The sequence below is a fragment of the Enhygromyxa salina genome (assembly GCF_002994635.1).
Taxonomy (GTDB): domain Bacteria; phylum Myxococcota_A; class Polyangia; order Nannocystales; family Nannocystaceae; genus Plesiocystis; species Plesiocystis salina_B.
In genome coordinates, this window is sequence record NZ_PVNL01000007.1 from 1 (window position 1) to 22,728 (window position 22,728).

Annotated in this window: 25 protein-coding genes and 1 tRNA gene; 14 read left to right on the plus strand and 12 right to left on the minus strand. The window is 70.7% G+C overall.

Annotated elements, in window-relative coordinates:
- Positions 1-218: 218 nt before the first annotated feature.
- Both ENSA7_RS01665 and purN read right to left on the minus strand, forming a co-directional pair.
- A complete protein-coding gene (locus tag ENSA7_RS01665) occupies positions 219-950 on the minus strand; it encodes a hypothetical protein (RefSeq protein WP_146157214.1) in 732 nt (243 codons plus the stop codon).
- Positions 951-1,047: 97 nt separating this feature from the next.
- Positions 1,048-1,665: a phosphoribosylglycinamide formyltransferase gene (gene purN / locus ENSA7_RS01670; protein WP_244923686.1), complete on the minus strand. Its 618-nt coding sequence runs from the start codon at positions 1,663-1,665 to the stop codon at positions 1,048-1,050.
- A 69-nt stretch (positions 1,666-1,734) separates the two neighbouring features.
- Between purN and hslV the strand changes: the two genes are divergently transcribed.
- Both hslV and hslU read left to right on the plus strand, forming a co-directional pair.
- Positions 1,735-2,307, plus strand: coding sequence for an ATP-dependent protease subunit HslV (gene hslV, locus ENSA7_RS01675; RefSeq protein WP_106087428.1), 573 nt, complete (start codon positions 1,735-1,737; stop codon positions 2,305-2,307).
- Positions 2,304-3,737, plus strand: a complete 1,434-nt coding sequence (hslU, locus tag ENSA7_RS01680) for an ATP-dependent protease ATPase subunit HslU (protein ID WP_106087429.1) — start codon at positions 2,304-2,306, stop codon at positions 3,735-3,737. Before hslV ends, hslU begins: the two co-directional genes overlap by 4 nt.
- 25 nt (positions 3,738-3,762) lie before the next feature.
- Here the strand turns inward: hslU and ENSA7_RS01685 are convergent, their stop codons facing one another.
- Positions 3,763-4,359, minus strand: coding sequence for a hypothetical protein (locus ENSA7_RS01685; RefSeq protein ID WP_146157215.1), 597 nt, complete (start codon positions 4,357-4,359; stop codon positions 3,763-3,765).
- 415 nt (positions 4,360-4,774) lie between these two features.
- Here ENSA7_RS01685 and ENSA7_RS01690 point away from each other — a divergent pair, with 415 nt between their 5' ends.
- From ENSA7_RS01690 to ENSA7_RS01700, 3 genes are read left to right on the plus strand one after another with little or no spacing between them, the layout of a single operon-like run.
- Positions 4,775-5,431: a YqaA family protein gene (locus ENSA7_RS01690; RefSeq protein ID WP_181232924.1), complete on the plus strand. Its 657-nt coding sequence runs from the start codon at positions 4,775-4,777 to the stop codon at positions 5,429-5,431.
- A 16-nt stretch (positions 5,432-5,447) separates the two neighbouring features.
- Positions 5,448-6,824, plus strand: coding sequence for a DUF2520 domain-containing protein (locus ENSA7_RS01695; protein ID WP_181232926.1), 1,377 nt, complete (start codon positions 5,448-5,450; stop codon positions 6,822-6,824).
- A 9-nt stretch (positions 6,825-6,833) separates the two neighbouring features.
- Entirely contained in the window at positions 6,834-8,048 is a 1,215-nt protein-coding gene (locus ENSA7_RS01700) for an MFS transporter (RefSeq protein ID WP_106087433.1), read from the plus strand.
- A 7-nt stretch (positions 8,049-8,055) separates the two neighbouring features.
- On the opposite strand, the gene ENSA7_RS01705 is transcribed toward ENSA7_RS01700, so the two are convergent.
- From ENSA7_RS01705 to ENSA7_RS01715, 3 genes are all read right to left on the minus strand, one after another.
- The gene (locus ENSA7_RS01705) at positions 8,056-9,252 is read right to left on the minus strand and encodes a hypothetical protein (RefSeq protein ID WP_106087434.1); all 1,197 of its coding nucleotides are present in this window, start codon (positions 9,250-9,252) and stop codon (positions 8,056-8,058) included.
- A gap of 184 nt (positions 9,253-9,436) precedes the next feature.
- Positions 9,437-10,621 (minus strand): hypothetical protein, encoded by a 1,185-nt coding sequence (locus ENSA7_RS01710; RefSeq protein ID WP_106087435.1) that lies wholly within the window; start codon positions 10,619-10,621, stop codon positions 9,437-9,439.
- A 3-nt stretch (positions 10,622-10,624) separates the two neighbouring features.
- Entirely contained in the window at positions 10,625-12,988 is a 2,364-nt protein-coding gene (locus ENSA7_RS01715; RefSeq protein WP_106087436.1) for an AAA family ATPase, read from the minus strand.
- Positions 12,989-13,227: 239 nt separating this feature from the next.
- Between ENSA7_RS01715 and ENSA7_RS01720 the strand changes: the two genes are divergently transcribed.
- The 5 genes from ENSA7_RS01720 (at position 13,228) to ENSA7_RS43005 (ending at position 14,898) form a co-directional block, all read left to right on the plus strand.
- Entirely contained in the window at positions 13,228-13,575 is a 348-nt protein-coding gene (locus tag ENSA7_RS01720) for an addiction module protein (RefSeq protein WP_106087437.1), read from the plus strand.
- Between the two features lie 31 nt (positions 13,576-13,606).
- Positions 13,607-13,759 (plus strand): hypothetical protein, encoded by a 153-nt coding sequence (locus ENSA7_RS43000; protein ID WP_181232928.1) that lies wholly within the window; start codon positions 13,607-13,609, stop codon positions 13,757-13,759.
- A gap of 78 nt (positions 13,760-13,837) precedes the next feature.
- Positions 13,838-14,047 carry a hypothetical protein gene (locus ENSA7_RS01725; protein WP_106087438.1) on the plus strand — a complete coding sequence of 70 codons (210 nt, stop codon included), beginning with the start codon at positions 13,838-13,840 and terminating at the stop codon, positions 14,045-14,047.
- Between the two features lie 15 nt (positions 14,048-14,062).
- Positions 14,063-14,353 carry a type II toxin-antitoxin system RelE/ParE family toxin gene (locus ENSA7_RS01730; RefSeq protein ID WP_181232930.1) on the plus strand — a complete coding sequence of 97 codons (291 nt, stop codon included), beginning with the start codon at positions 14,063-14,065 and terminating at the stop codon, positions 14,351-14,353.
- Between the two features lie 389 nt (positions 14,354-14,742).
- On the plus strand, positions 14,743-14,898 hold the full coding sequence (locus ENSA7_RS43005) for a hypothetical protein (RefSeq protein ID WP_181232932.1): 156 nt from the start codon (positions 14,743-14,745) through the stop codon (positions 14,896-14,898).
- Between the two features lie 20 nt (positions 14,899-14,918).
- On the opposite strand, the gene ENSA7_RS01735 is transcribed toward ENSA7_RS43005, so the two are convergent.
- The 5 genes from ENSA7_RS01735 to thiS all read right to left on the minus strand — a co-directional run bounded on the left by ENSA7_RS01735 (position 14,919) and on the right by thiS (position 17,668).
- Positions 14,919-14,991 (minus strand) — tRNA-Thr (locus tag ENSA7_RS01735).
- Positions 14,992-15,044: 53 nt separating this feature from the next.
- The gene (locus tag ENSA7_RS01740) at positions 15,045-15,977 is read right to left on the minus strand and encodes a S24/S26 family peptidase (protein WP_106087440.1); all 933 of its coding nucleotides are present in this window, start codon (positions 15,975-15,977) and stop codon (positions 15,045-15,047) included.
- Positions 15,949-16,650: a thiamine phosphate synthase gene (locus ENSA7_RS01745; protein WP_106087441.1), complete on the minus strand. Its 702-nt coding sequence runs from the start codon at positions 16,648-16,650 to the stop codon at positions 15,949-15,951. Before ENSA7_RS01745 ends, ENSA7_RS01740 begins: the two co-directional genes overlap by 29 nt.
- A 4-nt stretch (positions 16,651-16,654) precedes the next feature.
- A complete protein-coding gene (locus tag ENSA7_RS01750; protein WP_372237551.1) occupies positions 16,655-17,449 on the minus strand; it encodes a thiazole synthase in 795 nt (264 codons plus the stop codon).
- Between the two features lie 15 nt (positions 17,450-17,464).
- Positions 17,465-17,668: a sulfur carrier protein ThiS gene (gene thiS / locus ENSA7_RS44960; protein ID WP_219907891.1), complete on the minus strand. Its 204-nt coding sequence runs from the start codon at positions 17,666-17,668 to the stop codon at positions 17,465-17,467.
- A 305-nt stretch (positions 17,669-17,973) separates the two neighbouring features.
- Here thiS and ENSA7_RS01755 point away from each other — a divergent pair, with 305 nt between their 5' ends.
- The 3 genes from ENSA7_RS01755 to ENSA7_RS01765 all read left to right on the plus strand — a co-directional run bounded on the left by ENSA7_RS01755 (position 17,974) and on the right by ENSA7_RS01765 (position 20,171).
- On the plus strand, positions 17,974-18,654 hold the full coding sequence (locus ENSA7_RS01755) for a Crp/Fnr family transcriptional regulator (RefSeq protein ID WP_181232934.1): 681 nt from the start codon (positions 17,974-17,976) through the stop codon (positions 18,652-18,654).
- A 94-nt stretch (positions 18,655-18,748) separates the two neighbouring features.
- Complete coding sequence (gene alr / locus ENSA7_RS01760; protein WP_106087443.1) at positions 18,749-19,930, plus strand: alanine racemase; 1,182 nt, start codon at positions 18,749-18,751, stop codon at positions 19,928-19,930.
- A 52-nt stretch (positions 19,931-19,982) separates the two neighbouring features.
- On the plus strand, positions 19,983-20,171 hold the full coding sequence (locus ENSA7_RS01765) for a hypothetical protein (protein WP_106087444.1): 189 nt from the start codon (positions 19,983-19,985) through the stop codon (positions 20,169-20,171).
- Between the two features lie 17 nt (positions 20,172-20,188).
- Here ENSA7_RS01765 and ENSA7_RS01770 read toward each other — a convergent pair whose 3' ends face one another.
- Positions 20,189-21,274 (minus strand): hypothetical protein, encoded by a 1,086-nt coding sequence (locus tag ENSA7_RS01770; protein WP_106087445.1) that lies wholly within the window; start codon positions 21,272-21,274, stop codon positions 20,189-20,191.
- Between the two features lie 151 nt (positions 21,275-21,425).
- Here ENSA7_RS01770 and ENSA7_RS01775 point away from each other — a divergent pair, with 151 nt between their 5' ends.
- On the plus strand, positions 21,426-22,706 hold the full coding sequence (locus ENSA7_RS01775; RefSeq protein WP_244923687.1) for a replication-associated recombination protein A: 1,281 nt from the start codon (positions 21,426-21,428) through the stop codon (positions 22,704-22,706).
- Positions 22,707-22,728: the final 22 nt, after the last annotated feature.

The following is a 22,728-nucleotide window of genomic DNA, read 5'->3' on the forward strand; positions in this document are numbered from 1 at the left end:
GAGCGGGAGGGAGCGGGAGGGAGCGTGGGGGGAACGACGTAGAAGTATCAGGCTACGGCTCGGCGGGACGGCGATCAGAAGGAGCCCCCTGATAGGGGGCCACACATGCGGCCGCGAACGATCAGCCCGTTGGGAGGGAGCGCAGCGAGTGACCGCGCGGTGCGAAGTCGCTTGTGGGGGTCATGACCCGGTCAGACGCTTGTGGGGGTCATGAACGGTCACACTCCGCAGGCCATGCCCTCGTCGGAGCAGCCGACGCTGTCGGGATCTTCGTTGGCGTCGAGGCGGCACTCGACGCAGCTGGGGGCGTTGAAGTCGCCTAGCTCGCACAGGCCCAGGAAGAAGCAGGACTGGATCGCGCAGATCTGTAGGTCGAACAGCTCGTCGGACTCTTCGTCGGACAGGTTCGTGGTGCACTCGTTGATGCACATGTTGCTGAAGCCGCCGCAGTCGACCAGACACGCTGCCGCGTCGGCGCAGGTCTCACCACCGGTGTCGGTCTCCGTGGTGGTGGTGTCGGTCGTGTCCGTGGTGTCGGTCGTGTCCGTGGTGTCGGTCGTGTCCGTGGTGTCGGTCGTGTCCGTGGTGTCGGTCGTGTCCGTGGTGTCGGTCGTGTCCGTGTCCGTGTCCGTGATGTCGGTGGTGTCGCCCCAGTCGGCGGTCTCTTCGCCCCAGTCGACGCTGGTGTCTTCTTCGCCCCACGTCTCGACGGCCTCGTCGCCCCACTCGTCGTCTTGCCAGTCGTCGGTCTCCGAGGTGGACTCGTCGTCGGCGATCGTGGTGCTGCCGGGGACGTCGGGGATCGTCGATCCCGTGTCCTCGTAGCTCCACGTCTCGGCGCCTGTGTCTGCGCCGGTCCCGATGATGACCGACTCGGTTCGACCACAAGCCGCGCTCGACAGCAGGAGCGCGACGCAGACGGGAACGGCATACAAGCGAAGCAAAGACATGATGCTCGGATGTTGGCACAGGTCAGGGCGAAAGCGTAGGTGGTGCGATCGCCTGATCGGGCTCCTAGGGCAGGTAGGCGGCGTGCATGGCCGAGTCTCATGTTCCCTTCACGCCGGCCGTCGATTCACAAAAATGGTCTCGGATCACCCGCCATAGCAGCGCGTGCTCCGCGCCCAGTACCCGCTGCTGCAGGGTCTGGGGCGTGTCTCCAGCTTCGACGGGGACCTCGACGGCGGCGAGCGGTGGGCCCTCGTCGTAGCGCTCGTTGACGAGGTGAACGGTGGGGCCCGAGCAGGGCACACCTGCCGCGAGCACGGCCTCGTGCACATGGATCCCGTGCATGCCCTTGCCGCCAAACCGGGGCAGCGGACCGGGATGGATGTTGACGACGCGCTCGGGGAACGCCGCGAGCACGCGTGGGTCGACGAGCTTGAGCCAGCCGGCGAGCACGACCACGTCGACGCGGTGGGCTTGCAGCAGCTCGAGGATCCGGGCGTCGGGATCGGCGTGGTCGCGGCGGCCGACGTGGAACGCGGGGATCTGGTGGCGACGCGCGCGAGCCAGCGCGCCCGCGTCGGCGCGGTTGGAGATCACCAGGACGATCGGGGCCGGGAGATCGCCGCGCGCGTGGGCGTCGATCAGCGCCTGGAGGTTGCTGCCGCCCCCGGACGCGAGCACGGCGAGGCGCGGAGCATCGGGGGCAGGGCTGCTCACGCGTGCGGTCATACGCAAGCCCGGCATCGGCGTCTAGAGCATCCAGACCGCCGGCATATACTCCGCGACATGTTCCAGGATCCACAGTTGGGGCCGGGCGTACCGATCCGCTCGACCACGGTCTTGTGCGTGCGCCGCGACGGCAAGGTCGTGCTCGGTGCAGACGGGCAAGTCTCGATGGGCAACACGATCGTCAAGGGCAGCGCGACCAAGGTGCGGACGTTGGCCAAGGGCAAGCTGCTCGCTGGGTTCGCCGGGTCGGCCGCGGATGGTCTGACCCTGTGTGATCTGCTCGAGGCCAAGCTCGAGTCGGTCGGCGGCAATTTTACGCGGGCGTGCGTGGAGCTGGCCAAGGACTGGCGCCTCGATCGTCGCTATCGTCGGCTCGAGGCCCTGTTGATCGTCGCCGACAAGGAGCGCTCCCTGTTGCTGTCGGGCACGGGCGATGTGATCGAAGCCGAGGACGGGATCCTGGCGATCGGCTCGGGGGGCAACTACGCCCTGAGCGCCGCGCGGGCGCTGCTGCGTCACTCCGAGCTCGACGCCCGCGGGCTGGTCGAGTCGTCGCTGGCGATCGCGGGCGAGATCTGCGTGTTCACCAACAACAATCGGACCATCCTGGAGCTGGAGGCGCCGCAATGACCATCGAGCCGAGCCGCTTTGCTGACACCCGCGAGCTGACCCCCCGACGCGTCGTCGAGGAGCTCGATCGCTACGTCATCGGTCAACATCGGGCCAAGCGCGCCGTCGCGATCGCGCTGCGCAACCGCTGGCGGCGCCAGCAGGTCCAGGGCGAGCTGCGCGACGAGATTTCGCCCAAGAACATCATCATGGTCGGGCCGACCGGGGTCGGTAAGACGGAGATCGCCCGGCGGGTCGCCAAGCTCAGCGGCGCGCCCTTCGTCAAGGTCGAGGTCAGCAAGTTCACCGAGGTCGGCTACGTCGGCCGCGACGTCGACTCGGTGATCCGCGATCTGGTCGAGATGGCCGCCAAGCTGGTCCGCGAAGAGAAGGAGCTCGAGGTCTGGGACACGGCGCGCAAGCAGGCCGACGCCAAGATCCTCGACTTGCTGCTGCCGCCGACGCCGGTCCAGAGCCCGACCCAGACCACCCACGGCTACGCGGCCCGACCCGGCGACGCCCCCAGTGAGGTCAAGCCGGCCAACGCCGCGAGCCGCGAGAAGCTGCGTCAGCAGCTCGAGGCCGGCAAGCTCGACGCGCGCGAGATCGAGATCGAGGTCGAAGACGAAGGTGGCGGCGGCTTCGCCATGATGCCGGGAATGCCCGGGATGGGCGGCGCTCCCGGAATGCCGGGGATGCCCGGCATGGGCGAGCAGCTCGAGGAATTGCTGGGCGCGCTCGGCAAGCGCAAGCGCAAGCGGACCACCACCGTGGCCGAGGCCCGCGATCTGATCGCGGCCCAGACCGCGCGGGCGCTGGTCGACCGTGACGCGGTCCGCAACGAGGCCGTGCGGCGGGCGGAGCAGCTCGGGGTCGTGTTCCTCGACGAGATCGACAAGATCTGCAGCCGCGAGAACGCGCGCGGGGCCGACGTCTCGCGTGAGGGGGTCCAGCGCGACCTGCTGCCGCTCGTGGAGGGGTCGACGGTGTCCACCAAGTACGGCCCGGTCCGCAGCGACCACGTGCTGTTCGTCGCCGCTGGGGCGTTCCACATGGCCAAGGTCAGTGATCTGATCCCCGAGCTGCAGGGGCGGTTCCCGATCCGCGTGGAGCTCGAGAGCCTCGGCAAGGCCGAGTTCGTGCAGATCCTCCGGGACACCGACAACTCGCTGCTCAAGCAGTACGCCGCGCTGCTCGCGACCGAGGGGATCGAGCTCGAGTTCAACGACGAGGCGATCGACGAGCTCGCCCGCGTCGCCGCGACCGCCAACGAGCAGCTCGAGAACATCGGCGCCCGGCGTCTGCACACCGTGCTCGAGCAGGTGCTCGACGAGCTCAGCTTCGAGGCGACCGAGGTCGGGGCCCAGAAGGTGACGATCACGGCCGCGTATGTGCGCGAGCGGATCGGCGAGCTGCTCGCCGATCAAGACCTGTCTCGCCACATCCTGTAGCTGCCCCGCGGCGCGTGGCAGCGGGTCACGCGACGCGGCGAATGTGGGGGCCGGACGCGACCCGGGTGCGCGTGCCGACCCGCACGGGCGTGGACCAGCGCAGCTCGATCAGGTGCATGGCGTGCCCCTCCATCTGGACGGCGTGGCAGACCAGGTCGCTGACCGTGCCGCCGTACATCTCCACGATCCCCCGCAGGTAGCCCTCGACCAGGCCGGCAGGGTGCACGGCGCCGACGCACAGCAGCGCGTAGCCGGGCTCGTACTTGGCCGTCATCATGCGCTCGTGCTCGGGCGGGTCGATGATCGTGGCGCCGAAGGGCGCGTCGAGATCGGTGAGGATGGCCTCTGCCGAGTCGAAGCCCCACCGCTCGAATTCGGGCTTGGAGGCGCCGACGATCCGCCTGCCGGCCGCGACCAGGCTGCTGTGTGCGATCTGCTCTGACGCGCGGGCGACGTCGGTGGTGAACGCGAGCCATGGGTACTCGCCGTCGTCGACGAGGGTGCTGACCCGAGCTTCGAGCGCGGCTTTGCCTGGATTGGACCCGCTGAACTCGTGCAGCAGCTCGGTGAGGACCTGCCTGTAGTAGCGACCCACAACCATTCCAATTCCAGCAGCAGCCATGAACCAATGATAACGGGCAATGGCATGGTTGAACAGCGACAATATACGGCCTCGTTGCGTGCGAATATGAACAGCAGATCGGAATGACGGTTTGGCCTAACGTGCGCCAGTTGGGTCAATCTGGGACCTCTGGGCCAAAACGGCCGGTGGGCCGGCTGGCGCGGGGCACATGGCAACGGTTTCAATGCAATGTGTACGGATCTCAATGCGCGGTCGCGTGCACGGTGCGAGTGTCGTGTAGGTTCAATGTAGGTTCAATGTAGGTGCATTGGAGCCGGGCGCGCACGTGGCCGCGCCTGCGCAGGTCCCTGGATGCGCGAAGTTCGACGGCGGGCGGTGCATGCCTGGCGGTCGCGCGGCGGCGAAAGCCGGTTGTACGTTGACCTGCGCCCGGGCGACGGCTATCCGGGCACGGATGACTTCAGTCCCCCCGCGCGATGACGAGCTTCGGCCGCCCGGGGGACACGTGGACGACGCTGAGCCCAACGCAGACGCCACGCCGCCGCTCGACCTGCGCGGCCTGCTCGTCACCGCCGTGCTGGTCATGATGGGCTTCACGGCGGTCGTGCTGGTGCTCGGCTGGCTGTTTCAGGAGCCGTTGCTGGCGACCGGGCAGTGGTTCGTGGATCGGTTTGGCGGCGTCGGGATCGCGGTCGGGTTCTTCTTCCCCGACGCCTTCACCATGCCGGTGCCCAACGACGCGTTCACGGCGTTCGGGCTGTGGGGCGGGATGCCGTTTTGGCAGGTCGTCCTGTGGGGCAGCCTGGGCAGCTTGCTGGGGGGCAGCACGGGGTGGGCGATCGGGCGCTATCTGCTCTCGCGCAGCGCCAGCTTGCGCGGGTACATCAAGCGTCGCGGCGGCGACGAGATGACTGCACACCTGCGCCGCGGTGGGCGGTGGTTCCTGGCGATCGCCGCGGTGTCTCCGGTTCCGTACTCGGTCACCTGCTGGGCGGCAGGCGCGACCAAGATGCCGTATCTCGAGTTCCTGGCGATCTCGCTGCTGCGCGTGCCCCGGGTCGCCGCGTTCTTGTGGTTGATCCAGCTGGGCATCGTCGGGGTGCCCAGCTGAGCGCTAGGATGTGGCGGTGAGCGACACGCGTCCGGCCCTCGCCGTGCTCGGCGGCAGCTTCAATCCGCCGCACCTCGGCCACGCGCTGCTGCCTGGGTACCTGCTGGCGCGAGCCGACGCCGCGCGCGTGGTCGTGGCGCCGTGCTTCGATCATCCGCTCGGCAAGTCGCTCGCGCCGTTCGAGCGGCGCATGAGCTGGGTGCGCGCGGCCATGGCCGCCTACGACACGCGGGTCGAGGTCAGCGCGATCGAGGCCGAGCTCGCGGACGAGCGCGGCGGGCGGCCCAGCTACACGCTCGAGCTGCTCGAGACGCTCGCGGCCCGCGAGCCCGGCTTCCGCGTGCGCTTGGTCGTCGGATCCGACATCACCAGCAGCGGAGAGACCGAGCGCTGGCATCGCTGGGATGAGATCGTCGCGCGCTTTGATCCGATCGTGGTCCCGCGCGCGGGCTGGTCGGCGCCCGGCGCCGCGGCGCTGCCCGAGGTCAACAGCACGGCCGTGCGCGAGCAGATCGCGGCGATCCGCGCGGGTGGGCCGGACGCCGATCGGGCCCGGGCGAGCCTGCGCGGCGCGGTCCCGGCTGCGGTGGCGGTCGCGCTCGAGCGCTGGGTCGCAGGCGACGAGCCGCGCGTGTGGGTGATCGGGCATGGCCACGTCGCCGCCCACGCGGTCCCGTGGCTGCGCGATCGGGGCTTCGAGGTCGAGCAGCTCGGCGCCCGCGCGCTGGTCGACGGCGCCGCGAAGCCGTCGAGCTCAGCGCCGCCACCCGCGGGCGTGTGGCTGCTGTGCCGCGACGACGCGCTCGCCAAGGTCGACGCCGCGCTGGTCGGGCGGTTGCCAAGCTCGACCCCGGTGCTCCACGCCGCGGGCGCTCGCCTGGCTCGGCTCGCGCTGCCGGCCCTCCACGCCGCCGGTCACCCGCTCGGAACCCTGCACCCGATCTGCTCGCTGCGACGTGAGCGGCCCCGCTCGCGCCTGAGCACCGCCAGCTTTGGGCTCGGGGGAGACGTCGCCGCCCGTCGGTTTGGCGCCACGCTGATCGGTGACGCGCCACGCCTGGATCTCGGTCACCTCGATCAGCGCGGGCGCCTGGCCTACCACGCCGCGTGTGCCCTGGTCGCCAACCACCTTGCGGTGCTCGAGGATCGCGGGCTCGCGGTGTTGCGCGGCCTCGGCCTGGGCACCGACGCGGCGATCGAGCGGGCCCTGGGTGATCTGATGCTTGGATCGCTCGAGAACCTGCTCGCGCTGGGGATCCCAGCTGGCGTCACCGGTCCGCTCGCGCGCGGCGATCGTGCGACCGTCGAGGCCCATCTGGCCGCACTCGACGACGGGGCGACCCGCAGCCTCTACGCCCAGCTCAGCGAGCGGCTCGCGACCTTGCTCGGGTAGACTCGGGCCATGACGGGTGGCCTGCGCCGACACGGAGTCCTGGGCGGGCTGTACCTGACGCAGGGCATCGCCTACGGGTTCGCGGGCTACGTGTTGCTGCCCAACCTCGCGGCCGCGGGCGTCAGCCTGGAGATTCAAGCTGGCGTGCTCGCTACGGGCTCGCTGCCGTGGATCTTCAAGGGTCTGTGGGCGCCGATCCTGGATCGACTGCGCGGGCAGACGGCCCTCGACCCGCGCCGCGTGGCCATGGTCGCGCAGCTGCTGGTCGGCGCGTCGCTGGTGATCTTGGCCGCGAGCGGCGACGTGGTCGCCCACACCAAGTGGCTGGTGTGGGCGTGGTTCGTCCACAACGCGATGCTGGCGATCCAAGACGCGACCGCCGACACCCTGGCGATCGACATGCTCCCGGCGTCCGAGCGCGGCGTCGGCAACGGGGTGATGTTGGGCAGCCGGATGCTGGCCTCCGAGGTGCTCGCGCCTCGGCTGCTGGGTGTCGGCGTGGTCGTGGCGAGCCTGCAGGCGGCGCTGTGGCTGGAGGCGGCGATCATCTCCGCGCTCGCGTTCGTGCCGCTGCTGGCCCCGTGGGACCCACAGGCACGCAGCGAGCAGCTGCGAGCGCCGCTGCTCGACCGGCTCCGCGCCGCGTTCGCGCCCCGCGGCGTGCGGGTCGCGTGCGTGATCGCAGCGCTCGTGTTTTTTGCCGATGTCGTGACCAGCACGACCTCGGTAAACCTGTTGATTCAACACTTGGCGTGGCAGCCAGTCGAGATCGGCGCCCGGCTCGGCCCACCCGCGCTGATGTTCGGGCTGGGTGGCTACGCACTAGCGACGGTGTTGGCTGACAGAATTGGTCACGCTCGGACCGCGGCTGCGGGCTCGCTGCTGCTCGGGCTGACGTGGGTCAGCTTCGGCCTGCTCGAGCGAGCGTGGCACGATCCAATCACGATCATCGCGCTCGTCGCCGTGCAGTCCATGGCCACGGCGCTTTTGTACGTTGGGGTCCACGCCGCGCTCATGGACCAAGCTGATCCACGCGCGCGGGCGACCCAGTTCGTGATCTTCATGGGGCTGCTCAACTTGCCTCGCGCGTATGGCCCAGCTGCAGCGCCGGGGTTGCTCGCCGCGCTGGGCTACGCGGGACTGTTTATCGCGGCCGGTGGGTATCAGCTGCTGATCGCGGCGGCGCTGCCGTGGATGCGCCGCGCGGAACCATCTACATCGTGAGCAGCCCTCAGTCGCGCAGCCACCGACGCAGGCGCGCCAACAAAGGCTGGCTCGTGGGGCTGCGCGGATCGAAGCTGCGCCAGCGCAGGCGCTCGTCGTTGCGCCGCCGGATCGTGAGCAGCGCGGCCTCGAGCTCGCGTCGGGCCGCGTCGTCATCGGTGCTGGGGTCTCGCCCGCGCGCGCGCAGGCACGCCAGCATCGCCTCGATCCGCGGCACGGCCTGGTGGGCCACCGCGAGCGGACTCGCGGCCAGCCAGCTGGCACACCGGGTCTGATCCGCCGTGAAATTCAGAGCCACGGCGCTGACGATCTCGGGGTTGCGCGCGAGCGTATCGAGCACCTCGCGGACCCGGGTGAGCCACTCGAGCTGGCCGCGCTCGACCAGCAGCAGCTCGGCCACGAACGCCGCGGCCTCGGTGCCAATTAGTGGCAGCGTGTCGATGATCTGCAGGCGCACCCGCAAGCTCGGATCCCACAGCGCCCGCGACAGCCGCGTCATCCGGGTTGCCGTGCACGCGGGCGCGTGGCGCCTGGCGAGCGACGCGGCGGCGCGCTTGCGGGTGCCCTTGTCGCCGGGCTGCCAGGGCAGCTCGACCCGCGCGCCATCGAGGAACAGGCTGCGAAGCCCCCGGTCGGGATCAATCAGCGCGCGCAGCTGCCGTTGGTGGTCTGGGGCGAGCGCCGCCAGGCGGGTCTGCCGACGCAGGTGCCTGGGGGCCTGACCCAGGACCACCGACCATGGTCGGGCGACGACATCGGGCTCGGCGAGCAGGGCGGGGAGCTGATGGTGGAGCGGCCCGCTCATGCGCGCGTCGACCCGAACGTGACGCAGGAACCGGGCGACCGGCAGCCGCAGCAGCTTGCGGACCGAGTCGCCCGCGCGAGACGGCGGGATCCCAGGATGCTCCACGACCCGAAGCGACACGACCATCCCGTGCTCCCAGCTGGGCTCGAGCTCGGGGTAGTCGGCGAACAGCTCGGCGATGATCGGATCGCGGACCCTGGCCTCGAGCTCGTGGACCCGCTCGCGCAGGCGCGTGAGCTTGTGGCCATACCGCTGCGCTGGCGTTGCGGTGTTGGGCTCGGCCTGCGCGACGGCTTCCGCGAGCAGCGAGGTGGCGACCAATTCGCCGAGCGGCTCGCCGTCGGCCTGGAGCCGATCGGCCCAGACAGACAGATCTTCGCGCTCGCGCTCGCTCCACATCCGGTGCCTCAACTAAACCACCGTCGTGAACACTCTGCACTTTGTCACACGTCGATCGGTGGTGTCCCGGTCGCGCGCGTTGGCCCGGCAGCCCGCGGACTGAGTGGTCCGCGATCGCACTCGTGGCGCGCTCGACCGCGCTGGACAGATCTTTGCCGCGGGTAGCCGACGCGTCGGTGCGTGCTCAGCCGGGGCTTCGGTGGGCCCCGAGCTTCTGGATCAATTCAGCGATGCTCTCGTCGTCGAACGGGGCTGCGTGGGCGGCGTCATCGGGATGACCGAAGCTGTGCAGCGCGCGACGCAGTCCGTGGCTGCGGTAGTCGTTGCTGGAGCCGGTCGCGGATCCGCGCCGCAGCATCCCGGCGATCCGCGGGATGGCCGGCCTGGCTGCCGACCGGGAGCGCTGCCCCTGCCCGGCCAGCCAGCGCGCGACCCAGGGCTCGTCCTCACTGAAGTTCTGGGCGACCCCGGCGACCCAGCTCGGGTGCGTGCTCGCGGCCCGTGTCAGGCTGCGCTCGACCAGGTCGCCAAACCTGCGGTGTCGATCGAGGTCGACCGCGAGCGCAGCGAGGAGCGCCGGGGCCACGCCGTCGCCCAGGGTCGGCAGCGCCGCGAGGATCCGTCGACGGACCTGCAGGCTCGTGTCCCAGATCGCCCGCTCGAACACGCGGCCCAGCGCCGGCGACCACGGCTGCTCGAGCAGCGCGTCGAGCTTCTGGCGGCGCACGCCGTGATCACCCGCGGTCCACGGCAGCGACTGAACCCAGCCCCAGCGGACCAGCCATGTCACGCCAGCTTCGGCCACTGCTTCGAGCAGCGGACGGGACAGCGGGGGCGGGGAGGGTGCGTGGTGAGCCGGAGGTCGCGTGTCCGCGCGCAGCAGTCGACGGAACTGACCGGGCATCCGACCCAGCACCACCCGCCGCGGTCGCGCCTGACACTGAGGGTGGGTCAGCGCATCCAGCAGCTCGTGCTCGCGCGCGGGAGCCAGCGCGCCCAGGTGCAGCTGGTCGAGGAAGCGCAGCGCGGGTCGGCGCACGAGCGCCGCGATGACCTCGACGATCACCCGCGGCGGATCAGCGTGGCCGCTGGTCACCGGGTCGAGCTTGACCGCCCGGACCACCCCGTGTTGCCAGCGCAGCCGCAGGCGCGGGAGCTCGCCGACGCCCGGACCGAGCAGCTGCTCGGCGAGGCTCAGACGCAGCTGCTCGGCCTGCGACTCGATGGGGGCGAGCTCGGTCGCGTCGGGCTCGCGGCGGCGGACCTCGTCGACCCGCAGCGAGAGCGCCACGAGCTCGCCGAGCGGATCGCCGCGCGCCTGCAGGTGATCGGCCCACACGGCCAGCGCCTCCCGCTCGGAAGGCCACACGGGTCAGCGCCCGATCTCGACGACCAGCCGACCGTCATCCAGCAACACGCGGGCCTCATCGCCCGCGCGAACCCGGCCGCGCAGGATCTGCTCGGCGATCAGGCTCTCGATCTCGCGCCCGAGCAGGTGTCGTAGCGGTCGCGCACCCAGGGCCGGATCGACACCCGCGCGGTCGATCAGCTGCTCGATCGCCTCGTCGTCGACGCGGTAGCGGATCCCACGATCATGGGTCAGGCGCGCCGAGCTGCTGGTGATCAGCCGGCGACAGATCGCCAGCATCTGCGCGCGGGTCAGCGGTCGCAGCACCAGCGGGGCTTCGATCCGGTTCCACAGCTCGACCGGAAAGTGGGCGCGGGCCTGGGCCAGCACCTGATCGTCGCCGACGTGGTCGGGATCGTCGTCTTGGCCGTGGTGGTGGATCATCGTGTCGGCGCCAAGGTTCGAGGTCATCACGACCACCGCGTGGCGGAAGTCGACCGTGCGCCCGCGGCCGTCGGTGAGCCGGCCTTCGTCGAACACCTGCAGCAACAATTGGTGCACGTCGCGGTGACTCTTCTCGATCTCATCGAGCAGGATCACGCGGTGCGGGTTGCGGACCATCGGATCGGTGAGCGCGCCGCCTTGCTCGTGGCCGACGTAGCCGGGTGGGGCACCGACCACGCGCGCGACCGCGTGGGCCTCGGCGTACTCGCTCATGTCGAGCCGCAGCAGCGCCTCATCGCCACGCTCGTACAGCGCGGTAGCGAGCGCCTTGGCGATCTCGGTCTTGCCCACGCCCGACGGGCCCAGCAGCAGCACCGACGCGATCGGTCGTCCGCTCGAGAACCCGGCCCGGTTGCGACGGACCAGCGCCGCGAGGACCTCGAGCACGTGCTCGTGCCCGACCACTTGCCGGGCCAAGCGGACGTCGAGGTCCAGCAGGTCGCGCTCGCCCGTGCCCACGACCCGGCTGTGGGGCAGCCCCGTGCGCTCGCAGGTGATCTCCACCCACGCGTCGTTGCTGACCTCGGTCTTGGCCTCGCGGACGGTGCGGGCGCAGGCGAGGTCGAGCAGATCCAGCGCGCGTCCGGGCATTGCGAGGCCGGTCAGGTAGCGATCGGCGATCCGCGTGAGCTCGGACAGCCGCGCGTCCTCGGCCAGGCTGACCTCGTGCTGCTCGAGGATCGCCTCGCTCGCGAGCTTGACGGCCGCGTGCACGTCGGCCGTGTCGAGCGGCGGGAGCATCAAGACATCCAGGGTGTCGAGGATCCCGGGCATCCACGCCTCGAGCCGCGCCCGGCCCTCGTGGGACAGCACCGTGATCACCCGCGGCGCGCCGCTGGCCCACGCTCGCGCCAGCGCGGGCAGCATCGGCGGCGCCGCGTCCGAGGACACGCGGTCGAGATCATCGAACACGACCACGCCCTTGGCCTCCGCGATCAGCTCCAGATCGTCGGCGAGGGTCTCGTCGTCCTCGTAGTCCGGCGCCTCGAGCCGAAACAGCGGGCGGTCGAGCACGCTGGCGAGGTGCATGGCCAGCAGGCTGCGGCCGCTGCCGTGCTCGCCGACCAGGATCGGCGGCCGCACCGACTTGCGCAGCAGCGCGTCGGCGAGCATCGACAGCTCGCGCACCCGGCCGACCATCGGCGGCAACGTCGTGGCGTTGATCGAGCGCAGCTCCTGGGGCTGACCGCGGCGCCCCTGGGGCTTGGCCTGGGCCTGCGGCCGCGGCTCGAGCTCGACCTGCTGGCTCGGCGTGGCGCTGGGGCGCGGGCTGACTCGCGGCGCCCGGACGGTCGAGGCGGCTGGCGTCGAGTGCTGCTCGGGCTCGTGAGCGGCCGGAGTCGCCCGCGGGGGTCGCTGGGCAGACAGGCGAGGGGAGGGCGGCGCTGCGCGGACCGAGCTGGTGGTGGGGCGGACCTGCGTCGGCGCCTCGCTGCTGGTCGCGCGTGACGACATCCGCAGCGGCCCGACCGGCGCGCGTGCGACCGGCTCCGTGCGTCGGCTGACCCGCTGGTGCCCGCGCTCGCGGACTCGCTCGATCAGGCGCTTGCGCAGCCGCCCCGTGTCGGCGCCCGCGAGCTGCAGCATCCGGTAGGCGTGGCAGTCCGCGCTGCGGACGATCGCCAGCAGCTGCGAGAGCTCGCCGTCGGGGCCGGCTCGACCGCCGCGCTGCTGCAGGCGCAGGTGCCAGTCCGCGGGCTCGGGCTCGACCTCGTCGCGGAGTTGGTCACGCAGGGCCGGCAGGTGATCGCTGGTGATCCCGATCTCGCCGAGCAGCGCCGCGACGACCTCGTGGGTGGCCAGCGCGATCAGCAGATCACAAGACGAGCCCGCCCCGGCGCGGACGCGCTGAGTCGAGGAGCGGACCGCGGCGGCTTCGGACATGGGCGCAAGCTAGGGGTCCGATGTTCAGCGGTCAAAAAATCGGCAAGCCGAGCATCCGCGAGGCGAGGGTTGCGCGGTTCCCGGCGCGGTGCTCGATGACCGCAGCCGCTCGGAGGGCCGGGCCGCCGTTGTCGATCGTGGGTGCGTCGTCGCGGAGCCGATCAAGATCCCGACGCACTCGGTCAGCGGTGGTCTGGGCGGGATCATTGGGGAGGCTCGGCAGCGGGTAGCCTGCGCGGGTGGGCGACGAGCAGGCGCACGGCGACGAGTTCGAGAACCCGGTGGACGCCGAACGGACGCGCCGCGTTCGTGGCCGCAAAGGCATGACCGACGAAGCAAGCCGCATCTTGGACGCCGCCCTCGAGCTGGCCGAGCGCGAACGGGCCCAAATCGCCGCCATCCTCACGGACAGCATCGGCGACGGCTCCTCGCCCGAGGAGGTCCAGGCGAGTTGGATCGCGGAGGCGAAACGACGGCTCGCAGCCTACGAGCGCGGCGAGACTACAGCGGTGGACTTCGACGAGGTGATGGAGCGGCTTCGTGCCAGGGGCCATCGTTCGCGCGAGCGGCAAGCATCGACGGGTTGAACATGAACCTGTCCGCGGGGGCGCGCGGAAGATGAACAAGATCGCGTGCTCGGCCGCGCAGGTGGGAGAACTCGAGTTGCTGTGCCTGGCGCCGGTTGGCCTGGAGCGGGACCAAACGGCAGCAGCCGAGGCTCTCTTCGGCGGTCCGGCCGCCGTCGCTCGTGGCGCGTCGTCGCAGACGTGATCGAGATCCCGACGCGAGCGGCCGGGACCATTCCGAGGCGCACTAGACGGTGCTGGGCGATGCCGCTACGATCAGCCCATGGCCCAGGCCCAACCCGCCGAGCAGCTCGAACTCGAGGAGACCGAGGCGCCGTCCGCCAAGCGGCTCCCGCCCGAGACCGAGGACGCATTCCGGGCGCGTCTGATCGCTAAAATCGAGCGTGGCATCGCCGACGTCAAAGCCGGGCGCGTGGTCCCGCATGCCGAAGTGTTGGCGATGATCGACGCGCGCTATCCCGGATCCAAGTAGGTGGCGCGGGGGAGGTTGATCTGGTCGACGGGAGCGCTCGCCGACCTGCAAGAGATCGCGGACTACATCGCCCTCGACAAACCCGACGCGGCGGGTCGCTGGGCGAAGGTGCTAGCGGCGATGGCCGAGCAAGCCGCCGAGTTGCCGTTCGCTGGGCGTCGCGTGCCCGAGTTCGCCCGCGACGACGTGCGCGAGGTGATCAAGCGCGGGTATCGGGTGGTCTACCAGGTGGGTGACGAACGAGTCGTGATCTACGCGGTGTCTGAAGGGCATCGGCGTTTGCCGGTCGACATCCTCGACCGGTGACCCTCGATCCCGCCGCACTCACCAACCGTCCGTAACTAGGCGTGGGCGCACCGCGAGGCCGGACTCGAGGCGCCGACCGGCGACGCGACGATCCGCCGTCTGCTCGCGGGGGTCACGCGCACTCGGGCCGCGGCCGGCGACCGATCGAAGCGCAAGCGAGCGCTCACGCCGTCGATGGTCCGCGCCGCGCTGGCCGGGCTATCCACCCGCGACCGGGCGATTGTGCTCGTGGCGCTCGTGACCGGCTTGCGTCGGTCCGAGCTCGCGGCGCTTCGCTGGGCGGACGTCTAGCCCACGAGCGAGGGGCTGCTCGCGTGGGTTCGCCGATCCAAGACCGACCAGACCGGCGAGGGTAGGCCGGCCGCCGTACCGCGAGGCCGCGGGCTCGCGTGTCCGGCCACGCTTCGCTCACGACCACGCTGCGCTACATGCACGCGGTCGACGGCGTGAAGGAGGACGCGATCGACTCGCTCGAGCGCGTCGATGCCCGCGAGTCTGGGTATTTTCCGGCCCGAGTTCGGGCATTTTCGGCCTCGGAGCCCTAGCTATCCATCGATCAAAAGAGAGCCCAGAACAGGACTTGAACCTGCGACCTGCGGTTTACGAAACCGCTGCTCTACCGACTGAGCTATCTGGGCGGGTCGGGGCGCTGGTTTTAGTGCCCGCCTCGCCGCTCGTCAAACAAAAACCCTCAGGGCAGGTGCGCGAGCCCGCGTGAGCGGGGATCGCTGTCTGGCGCGGCCCCGGGGTTGCCGGCCAGCCGCACCACGACTTCCCCGCGCAGGGCGTCCGGGGTCACCCAGCCGATCGCCCGGCTGTCGCAACAGGCGCCCTCGTCCCGGTTGTCGGCCAGGATCAAGTAGCCCTCGGCGCGGACTTCGATCGGTCCGAGGTCCTCGGGCAGGCCCATGCTGGCCCAGGTCGGGACCTCGCCGCCGAGCAGCACGGGGTAGCGGGTGTGGCCGAGGGTCTCCCAGGCGAGCGCGCGCAGCCGGGGGCTGTCGGCGTCTTCCCGATCTTCGCCGACGGCCGGCTTGCCGGACAGCACCAGCCGGATCGGATCGTCGGGCTTTTGCTGGAGCGCGGATCCATTGACGACCAGGCCCAGCGCGACGTCGGGCACGTGGAAGGTGACGGTGTCCCCAGGCACGGCGAGCACCCGACCCACCCGAAAGTTGCGCGGGCTGGCCTTGGTCCCGCGCTCGCGGACCCGCTCCCAGTTGCTCTCGACGTCGTCGACGTCGACGACCGCGGTGTCGTGCAGCTCGCCCCGGGCGGTGCGGCGCTCGTCGACGGCGGAGCCACCGTGGCGCGGTCCTGGGACCAACGAGTTGCGGTTGTCGGGCTCGGGCAGCTCGTCGCCGCCGACTGGCTCGGGCGGGCTGGGATCGTAGACCACGAGGTCGCCAGCCTCGATCCCCCACGCGCCCCGGACCATGATCACCGACTCGCCATTGAGGATCGTGGGGGCCATGCCGTCGCCGTGGACCTGGATCAGCGTGGCGAGCGAGGCCCGCGTGATCACGAGGGCCGCGCCACCCAGCAACACGCAGTACGCGACCTTGGTCGAGAACCTGCGGGGCGGAGCGGGGCGCTCATCCTCGTCGTTGCGCTTGCGAGCCATGGTCGTCCGGGCCTGGGCTCTCGCGCAGGCTGAACACCTGACGCAGAGCGCCCACATTGTCCCGGGCCTCGGCATTTCGAGCAAAGAACAGGCGGATCCCGGCCACGCCCCGGGCGCCGGCAGCGAGGCACGCGTCAGCGTTGGCTGGGGTGACGCCGCCGAGCGCGATCACATCGCCACAGACGGCCGTCCAGCTGCGCAGGGCGTCGAGGCCGATCGCTCGCTTGTCGACCCCAGCTTGGACCGTGTGCGGCGGGAAGATCGGCGCGAGGCAGGTGTAGTCGACGAAGCGGTTGGGCGTCGGCGTGGCCCCGTGGACCGATCGGCCGATCGTCATCCCGGGCAGCTGCACGCGCCATCGCTCGCACAGCTCGGGCGCGGGGTCACCACGCAGCTGGATCCCGGCGAGGGCTGGCGCGGCGGTCAACAGCGGCTCGAGCTCGAGCGCAGTCGGATCGACCGACACCAGCGCAGGTACGCCACGCACGGCGAGCGCGTGGCGAAGCGCGAGCAACCGCGGATCCGCCAGGATCGTTGCCGCGCTGGCCCCAGGCTCGCGCAGCAACACCGCCAGGCCCAGCGCGTCGGCGCCAGCCTGCAACCATGAGTCGACCACCGCGGGGTCGAGGGTGGGCGCCAGCGCGGCCGGAGGCGTGATCGCCAGCAGCCGCACGACGCTACTCGATCAGCCCGATCGTGGGGCTCGAGGCGTGGGCGTGCATGCGCCTGGGCATGCGCCCGGCCAGGAACGCCTTGCGCCCGGCGATGATCCCCAGGCGCATGGCGTCGGCCATCTGAACCGGGCGGGTAGCCTGGGCGATCGCGGTGTTCATGAGCACCCCGGCGCAGCCGAGCTCCATCGCGACCGCGGCGTCCGAGGCCGTGCCCACGCCCGCGTCGACGATCACCGGGATCGTCGACTGCTCGATGATCAGCGCGAGGTTGTGCGGATTTCGGATCCCCAGCCCGCTCCCGATCGGAGCCGCGAGGGGCATCACCGCCGCGCACCCGAGCTCCTGCAGCTTGCGACACACGATCGGGTCGTCGGTGCAGTAGGGCAGCACGGTGAAGCCCTCGTCAACGAGGATCTTCGCGGCCGCGAGGGTCTGCTCGTTGTCCGGCAGCAAGGTCTTGGGATCGCCGATGACCTCGAGCTTGACCAGATCCGCGATCCCGAGCTCGCGGGCCAGACGCAAGGTCCGGATCGCGTCGTCGGCCGTGTAGCAGCCGGCGGTGTTGGGCAGCAGCGTGTATCGATCACGATCGATCCAGCCGAGCAGGTTGTCCTTGGCTTTGAGGTCGACGCGGCGCAGCGCGACGGTGACGATCTCGGCGCCGCTCGCCGCGAGACATGCCCGGGTCTCGGCCTCGTCCGCGTACTTTCCGGTGCCGACGATCAGCCGCGACCGCAAGGTCCGACCGGCCAGCTCCCAGGTATCCTCGCCGTGATCATCGTGGGTCTTGGCTTCGATTGTGTTGCTCACGCTTCAGCCTCCGCCGACGAAGGTCACGACCTCGAGCTGGTCGCCGTCCGCGAGCACGGTCTGGCCATGCTCGGCGCGGGGCACCACATCACGGTTGCGCTCGACGGCCACCTGGCGGGCGTCGAGGCCGAGCTCGCGCAACAAGTCGGCCACGCTCTGGCCCTCACTCGTCGGACGGGGCTCACCGTTGAGGACGATCGTCGGCACGGCCCGCAAGGTACCCCTTCCGCGAGCGGTCTAGAAATCGGGCCCCCATGCATGTTGCGAGCCGGCTCGCCCGCGTACTGGCCAGCACATTGTGGCGCGCATCACAGGTCACAGTGGCTGGCTGCCATCACCTGTCGCGTGCACGCAACAGCAGATCTCGGATCGCCATGCGCGCATGCTGAACGTCAGAGTCGAATGATATCAACCTGTTGCCGGAAATTGGGCGGTTGGCAATCCGTGGCACGGGTTGTGCTCTGTGTCACCAGATGATGGAACCTCGCCGAGCGTCAGTCCCGCTAGAGCGCATGACCGTGGAAGAGATGCTGGCGTGCATCGAGCCGTTTACCGTGGCCCGGAACGAGGAGCTCGAGCTCCTCGCCCGGGCTGTGGTGCGTTCGCGCAAGGCCAGCGGAACCGTGCTGTTGCGCGAGGGCCAGCACCCCGACGGGTTGTCGGTGGTCCTGCGCGGTCGGGTGAACCTGCTGCGCGCGGTCGATGGCGGGCGCGACATCATCCTCAGCTCGCTCGGCCCGGGTGACGTGTTTGGTGAGGCCTGCGCGGTCGAGGGCGTCGGCGCGTCGACCACGGCGGTCACGGCGGTCGCCAGCGACATCGCCCGGATCCCCTCGGACCTGCTGATGGCCCACCTTCGCCGCGAACCCAACACCATGGTTCGGATGATGCGGCTGATGAGCCAGAAGCTGTGCGACGTGGAGTCCGTGGCCAGCGGGTTGGCGCTGTGTGACGTCGAGGAGCGGCTCCGCCAGACGCTGGTCCGGCTGGCCAAGCGCCAGGGGCGGCACTCCCCGGCTGACGACGGATGGATCCTGGCGCCGGTCCCGACCCAGTCGGAGCTGGCGCGGATGGTCGGATCCTGCCGCGAGACCGTCTCGCGCACGCTCAGCTCGATGGCCCGCAGCGGGCTGCTGAGCTCCAGCGGCCGGCGGATGATCCTGGGCGAGAACTTGATGCAGGCCGAGGCCTGAGCTCGGCGGCTCGCCGCTCGGGATGATAGCGGTCCGATGAGGCGTCGGTTGGCCCGTGCAGCTGCCGCGCCACCGGTTACCCTCTGCCTCGCTGATGAGTCGCTATCAGGGCCCCGATCGTCGCGCGCAAGACCGCCGCCAGCCGAGGATCGTCGAGGTGCGCCCGACCTGGGCGGCGATCGACGAGGCCGCGCTGGGGCACAACTTGCGGACGATCTCGCGCCACGTCGGGCCGCGCTGCCGGGTGCTCGCGGTCGTCAAGGCCGACGGCTACGGCCACGGGGCGATCGACAGCGCGCGTACGTTCGTGGAGGCGGGCGCGTGGGGGCTGGCGGTCTCGCTGATCGAAGAGGGGGTGGAGCTGCGCCAGGCCGGCATTCGGGCCCCGGTGTTGGTGCTCGGTGGGGTCCACCCCGGGTCGGAAGACGTCGTCGTGCACGGGTCGCTGACGCCCGTGGTCTGGGCGCCACAGCACCTGCAGCTGCTGTCGGCTGCCGTCCGTCGCAGCGGCGCCGAGCGGCTGCCGATCCACATCAAGATCGACACGGGGATGTCGCGCCTGGGGGTGCTGCCGTCGGACCTCGCGGCGCTGCTCGACTGGTTTCAGACCCACGCGGCTGGCGAGCTGGAGATCGAGGGGGTCATGACCCACTTCGCCTGCGCCGACGACCCCGACGACACCCACACCAGCGCGACCCAGCTCGAGCAATTTCGGGCGTGCCTGGCGATGCTCGGCGAGCACGGCATCCACCCGAGCATCCGACACGTGTGCAACAGCGCGGGGCTGGTTCGGTTCGCGGACGCGCACCTCGACATGGTGCGGCCCGGCATCGCGATCTACGGGGCGGCGTCGAGCCGCGCGGTCGAGCTGGCGGGGCTGCGCATGGGCATGAGCGTGCACTCGCGGCTGCTGGGGATCCGCGAGCTCCCGGCGGGCGCCCGGGTGTCATACGGCCATCGCCAGACCCTGGATCGGGCCACGCGCTTGGGCATCTTGCCGGTCGGCTACGGCGACGGCTACCCGCGCAACATGAGCGGCCGCGCCGAGGTCCTGGTCCGCGGCCATCGCTGTCCGATCGTCGGGTCGATCACGATGGATCTGTCGATGGTCGACGTCACGGACCTGCCCGACGCGCGCGAGGGCGAGCGCGTGACCTTGTTGGGTCGCCAGGGGCGCCAGACGATCGACGTGCACGAGCTCGCCAGCTGGGCGGGCGTGATCCCCTACGAGATGACCTGTGGCATCTCCAAGCGAGTGCCTCGACACGTGCTGTGACGCTGCGGGCGCGCGCTGGTGAGCGAGGGCGTGACGGTGCTACGATCGGCGCGTGGGGATCTTGCTCATCGGCTGCCTGAGCCTCGCGATGCTGGTGCTGTTCTCAGCCGCGGCGCCGCTGCTGGCGGGGCGCTGGCTGGCTGATCGGGACGACCGCGAGGACGAGTACGATCCCGAGGTCGCCGCGATCGAGGCCCACGCGCTGATCCTGCTCGCGGCCGCCAGCCCCGAGCGCCGCTGAGCCCGATCGGCGATGCGTCAGGCGGGCGGCTCGTTGCCACCGCCCGCGTCGGGTGCAGCTTCGTCGTCGTCGGGCGCTGGCGCGGGCGCGTCAGGGCACGGCTCGTCGCCCATGTAGTTGACGCTGCACGCGTCGAGGCAGTCGTCGGGCCCGACGTAGTTGTCGTCGCAGGGATCGGAGATCACCTGAACCTCGGGCTGGTCGGCGTCCGCGCCCCCACTCCCACCAGAGCCCCCAGCAGCGCCCCCAGCAGGCCTGCGCTTCCACTCGGCGTCGAACTGCACGGTGGTGGTGGTGGGCCCCTGGCTGCGCTTCATCTCGCTGTCGATCGAGGCCATGTAGTGGGCCTGGGTGTCGAACAGCACGGTGATGGCGCTGCGGGTGCGGATCTCACTCGAGCCGTCCTTGGTCGTGGTGGTCTCGGTCTTGTCGCCGTCGATCTTCAGCTGGGCGAGCGCCTGCTTGGTCTCGCGGTGCTCGAAGGTGCCCACGAGCGTGCCGCGGGCGATGTCACTGGTGAACTTGCCGAGCTTGCCCTCGCGGCCGCGGGTGTCCTTGGTCTCCCAGCCCTCGCCTACGCCCAGCCGCTTGTCCGGGACCACGAAGAACGCCGATGTCAGCCCCTCGATCACCGACTCGAGCACGCCGACCTCGGCCTCGTCGAGCTGCGCGGGCGGGGGCGGCACGTCGAACACCTTGCCGGTTGGATCGACCGAGAACCGGATCGTCACGCCCTCGAGCCGGGCCTTGGCGCGCTGGTTGAACTCGTTCATGGACACGGGCAAGCCCGGCACGACCCAGTTGAGATCGATGCCGCTGACGGTCGCCGCGACCTTGGCGTTGCCCGCTTCGTCGACGCTGTTGACGACCAGGTGGACGCCGAAATTGATCGAGCGGCTCATCGGCTGGCCGCGCATGGAGATGGTCTCGCGCCGACGGATGCGGCCCTCGAACGACGAGCCAGGCTGGAGGTCGTAGCGCAGCTCGACGCCGTCGGCGGGCACCTGGGTCTCGACGAGGTCGCTGCCGCCGCAGCCGAGCAGCGGCGCCTCGAGCAGCAGAGCGGTGGTCAGGCACAGGCCAACGAGGAGGCGAGAACGCATGGCCGGGAGCGTATGCGAGGGACCCCCAGCGTTACAACCGCCGGGTCTGTCGCGCGGGGGCCAGTCCTGCTATCGAACCAGCTTGGAGGACGAGGATCTGTTCGCTCACGCCCGCAAGCGCGACCCCGCGTTCGCGCCCTTGGCCGAGCGCATGCGGCCGCGGACGCTCGACGAGTACGTCGGCCAGGACCACCTGACCGGACCCGGGCGGCTGCTGCGGCGCGCGGTCGAGAGCGATCGGGTGCCGAGCATGATCCTGTGGGGTCCACCAGGGACCGGCAAGACCACGCTCGCGCGGATCATCGCGGCGCACACCGGGGCCAGCTTCGAGACCGTCTCGGCGACCGACGCGGGCGTCAAGGATCTGCGTCGGATCGTCGAGCGCGCCCGCCAGCGGCGCGACTACGAGGCCCGCACGACGCTGTTCTTCATCGATGAGATCCACCGGTTCAACAAGGCCCAGCAAGACGCGCTGCTGCCCCACGTGGAGGCCGGCGTGTGCACGCTGATCGGCGCGACGACCGAGAACCCCAGCTTCGAGGTCAACGCGGCCTTGCTGTCACGCGCGCGGGTGGTCCAGCTGCGGCCGCTGGCGATCCCGCAGCTGATCACGCTGCTGCGGGGGGCTCTCGACGACCCCGAGCGGGGCCTGGGTGAGCGGGGGGTCGAGGTCGAAGATCGGCTGCTGGGCGCGATCGCGTTGGCGTCGCAGGGTGACGCGCGGCGGGCTCTCAACGCGCTCGAGCTCGCGGTCGAGCTGGTCCCGCCCGAGCGTCCGCAGCTGACGGCCGAGCTGGTCGCCGAGGCGCTCGGTCAGGCCCAGCTTCGCTACGACCGCGACGGCGAGGAGCACTACAACATCACGTCGGCGTTCATCAAGAGCATGCGCGCGAGCGATCCAGACGCGGCGGTCTACTGGATGGCGCGGATGCTCGAGGCCGGCGAGCCGCTCGAGTTCGTGGCCCGGCGCCTGGTGATCTTCGCGGCCGAGGACGTCGGCAACGCCGATCCGCAGGGGCTGGTGGTCGCCCAGGCCGCGGCCGAGTCGGCCAGGTTCGTGGGCATGCCGGAGGCCGTGTTGCCGCTGACGCAGGCGGCCGTGTACCTGTCGCTGGCGAGCAAGAGCAACGCGACGATCAAGGCCTACTTCGCGGCCCGCAAAGAGATCGTCGCGCGGGGGCCGTTGCCCGTGCCGCTCGAGATCCGCAACGCCGTGACCAAGCTGATGAAGCAAGTGGGCTACGGCGCGGGCTACCGCTATCCGCACGATCTCGACGGCCACGTCGACGCCGAGCACCACAGCCACCTGCCCGAGCCGCTGCGCGGGCACCTGCCTGGGCGGCGCTACGTGAATTCCGGGCCGCTGGGGTGGGAGGCGACGGCCGAGGCCGCGCTGGCACGGCTGCGCGAGGGCGGCGAGTCGGACGAGTAGGGACTGGGAGGAGGGGAGGGGG